Annotated in this window: 2 protein-coding genes; both read left to right on the top strand. The window is 51.4% G+C overall.

What is annotated here, in order from left to right:
* Positions 1 to 158: 158 nt before the first annotated feature.
* Positions 159 to 1,964: a 6-hydroxymethylpterin diphosphokinase MptE-like protein gene (locus tag H4684_RS20325; protein ID WP_192625152.1), complete on the top strand. Its 1,806-nt coding sequence runs from the start codon at positions 159 to 161 to the stop codon at positions 1,962 to 1,964.
* 46 nt (positions 1,965 to 2,010) lie between these two features.
* Positions 2,011 to 3,534, top strand: coding sequence for a glycosyltransferase family 2 protein (locus H4684_RS20320; RefSeq protein ID WP_192625151.1), 1,524 nt, complete (start codon positions 2,011 to 2,013; stop codon positions 3,532 to 3,534).
* The last annotated feature ends 157 nt before the right edge of the window (positions 3,535 to 3,691 follow it).

Raw genomic sequence — 3,691 nt, 5'->3', positions numbered from 1 at the left:
GCCAGAGAAGGCCCTCGATTGTTCAGAAGTATTTCCACGGACAACATGTTCGATACGCAGCCTAAAATGTTAACTGTTTAGGGCTCGGAGTAATAGTTGTTTAGGTTAAACAAACGAGTCCACTATTGTGAGACAGGTCACTTCATCCAGAAAGATAAATGGAATTAAATAACTACAGATCAATTCTTTCTACTCTCATAGAAAGCGAAATACTCCTGTCCACCCCGCAGAACGCCACCTGTGACAACGTCAAATGTACGCCTGAACAATTTGCATCGCCCGCTCTCGACCATACCTTCTCTGCCCACCCCCCGCTCTGGAATTACGAAAACCCCACGTACTCCTACCCCTACGCCCAAACCGGATTGCCCAAGGTTTTCGAAACCTTGCCCCCGACGAGTGATGTCACAGAGGTTCTTACAAAAACCCGCCTCCTTGTTTTCCTCGGAGCGGCCAACACCCCCACCTTCCGTCGATGCCTGGCAGAGCCAGGAGTGTTCATCCTCATTTTCGAATCAAATGCTTCTCGTGTCGCCCATTTTGCATCCCAGGTGCGCCCAAGCCGGCTTGTGAACCGGGCGCTGATTCTTCTTGGGAACCCAGATGAGTTAATCCCGCCCCTCTCCGACATCCTGCCTCCCAATCTCTTCAATCTCGGATTCCCGGTTTTCTTCACACTTCCCGAGATGGCAACTCCGCAACAGGCCAAAAAAACAATCGAAGCCATAGAAATTCTCTTCTATCGCTACAGAATTTATAGCCTCAGCGGACAAGGCAACTTTTGCAACCTTCCCATGCGCCCCATTCGCAAAGAGCTGTTCTACGACCAGCAGTTCCATTTCTACTCCAACATAAAGGAATACCTGCGCTGGCTCAGTATTCAGCCACTCCGCAAAGCTTTTCTTGGCGAAACGGCAGTCCTTGTCGCTGCTGGCCCGGACCTGCCCAACCACCTGCAATATCTTCGCAACGTTCGAGACAGCGCAGTCATCATCGCCGTCAACAATGCCCTCAAACCCCTCTTGCAGGCAGGAATTCATCCCCAGTTCGTCGTCGCCAACGACACTTCCGTCCACACTACGCGATCCTGGGAAGGCCTGGACCCAGTACCGGATGTCTATCTCGTGGCACACTGCCTGACGAACATGGGAGGGAATATTTTTCCGCGCAAATTCATCTTCGGAAATCACAAACCGGAGATTTTCGGAACCAGGCCGGAATTGCGTCTTCACGGGTCCGTCATCAGTACGGCATTTTCCCTTGCCAGACACATGGGCTGCGCAAAATGCGTCTTCGTAGGAGCCCAGCTCAGCTCGCCCGATCCTTGGACAATGTCCTATTCCAAAGGCAGCATTCACGAAAACAGGGCTACAAATCACGACCGCCCGCTTACTGACCGCTGGCCTCAGCTTGTACCTGTCAAAGATATGGCGGGCAAAACCTGCTACACGACCCTGAACTTTCTCGACGCGGCCCATTGGCTGCGAGACGATATACGCACGGCACAAATACCCTGCGTCAACATCTCCAGCCAAACGATACTGCACGGCCCTGGAATCACACTTCACCCAGACTACCCAATCCAGCCTACAGGCCGACTACCGCTGCGCCTTCAAAGGATCTCATCCGCCACGGAAAAACGTCCGGCACTGGAACCGGTGGGGGAGTTTGTCAAACATGAACTACGTGAATGGATAAATATTGAGAACGAAGTGGCATCCGTCCTGCAAACTACTGGAGACGACTTTTTTACCCGGGCAAAAAAGACTTTGGATCAATTCGATGCAAACAATGTAACGTATCTCGTACAGCGTTTTGACAATTTCAATAACAAGCGATTTCATGCCGATGTGTTTGAATCAAAATCGAAAGATGTCATTGCCGAAGGTTTACGATCATATTTTTCAAAAGTTTTCCAGATGGCAAAAATCATGCAATCTTCTCTGGTCAGCAACTTTCAATAAAAATAATTTTCAAAATAACTGTTACTCAAAATAATAATGTGAATCTATGCTAAAATTATCCGCACATGAGACGATATCCTTACTTCCAAAGAATCTCACAAACCATATATTGTGCGGATCATGCGGTGAATTACACCTCTCCAGCTTAGCCGAAGCAGGTCTCGCAACTGTTCAAGACAGCCCTCAATTGATGCAAAAAAGGCTGACCCTATATGCTGACATCTTGCTCGCCGCGTGGGAACAAAAAGCATGTGGCGATCCTGGATTACTGCTGCAGCTGGATCAAATGCTGCGTTTCCTGCATCCTCTTCTCCGCGACATCCTAACAGCTAAACGCGACACCATCCCTGACGACATGCTTATGGATGCAGAGGCTCTCACGCGGGCATCATTGCCGGCTGCGCTCCGCATGCGCTTGCTGGGTGATTGTCACCGCATGCGAGGAGACATCGAGCATGCTGCAGCACTCTACAGTGAATCGGTGATACTTCTCCCGCTCGCGGAAACCGTTTTCCGTTTGGCTGACGCATACGCGATCACGGGGAACAAGGATCTGGCCATCGGCTCGCTCGTGAAACACCTTGAACTTCGCCCATGGTCTGTTCACGGCCTTCTCAGACTACACGATATTGCCCTCGGCCTCGATCAACCTGCCGGCATGCCTGAAGGCAACGGCGCGATCCTGCTTTACACTTGGAATCACGCCGAGCACCTCGACGCTACTCTGCACAGTCTTTTTGAATCCGATGCGGGCACATCCGGAATCGGTATCACAATCCTGGACAACGGATCATCCGACAACACCCCCGAGGTGTTACGAGCCTGGAAGGAACGAGCGGGGGATCAGCTCTCTGTCCATGTCGCGCCTGTCAACGTCGGCGCACCCGCTGCGCGGAACTGGCTGCTGAACATTCCTGAAATCATCTCGCGGGACTGGGTGGCATTTAGTGACGACGACGTCATTCTGCCCCCGGACTGGCTCGGTCACTTTGGAACCGCAATGCGCGCCTACCCAGAGGGCGGTGTCTTTGGGGCCCGAGTGGTGTCGCACTCCAATCCATGCGAACTGCAAAGCGTAGATCTGCACCTGATGGACGGCGACAACCCGGCACTTCCGGCCGCACCCGATTCCGGGCGTAGCAGCTTTGTCATTTCCGACATGCACCATCAACTCGCTGATTTCGGCACGTTCTCCTACATGCGTCCCTGCGCATCAGTTACAGGATGCGTCCATCTATTCCGCATGGATGCGCTCAAAAAGGCAGGTCCTTTTTCCCTGGCATTCTCCCCCTCACAATATGACGACGCAGAGCACGATCTCCGCATGTGTCTGCAAGGAAATCAACCCATTTACACTGGGCATCTCTGCATCAGACACATGCAACGAAGCTCTAAAGACGCGACAAGAACCAGAACGGCAAATGTACTCGGAAATTTTTTCAAGCTTCAGACTCTTTACAGCCAAAATGAGATCGCTGAGATACAAGATATGGATACGCGGATTGCGGAGAAGGACTTGCGCATAAAGGAAAGCATGTTGACAAAATATTTCGCGGACAGAAATTCATGACGCATGACGTGCTGATCATAGGCGCAGGAATGACCGGATGTGTAGCTGCGCGATGTCTGGCTGATATTACTCCGAGCCCTAAACAGTTAACATTTTAGGCTGCGTATCGAACATGTTGTCCGTGGAAATACTTCTGAACAATCGAGGGCCTTCTCTG

It is taken from the genome of Desulfomicrobium macestii (assembly GCF_014873765.1).
GTDB lineage: Bacteria > Desulfobacterota > Desulfovibrionia > Desulfovibrionales > Desulfomicrobiaceae > Desulfomicrobium > Desulfomicrobium macestii.
Note: the sequence above shows the minus strand (reverse complement) of the source record. Positions and strands in the feature narration are given on the sequence as shown.

Bases quoted from the DNA above. Each gene is read 5' to 3' on its own strand.
- H4684_RS20320 (WP_192625151.1), top strand. From the start codon at position 2,011: ATGCTAAAATTATCCGCACATGAGACGATATCCTTACTTCCAAAGAAT.
- H4684_RS20325 (WP_192625152.1), top strand. From the start codon at position 159: ATGGAATTAAATAACTACAGATCAATTCTTTCTACTCTCATAGAAAGC.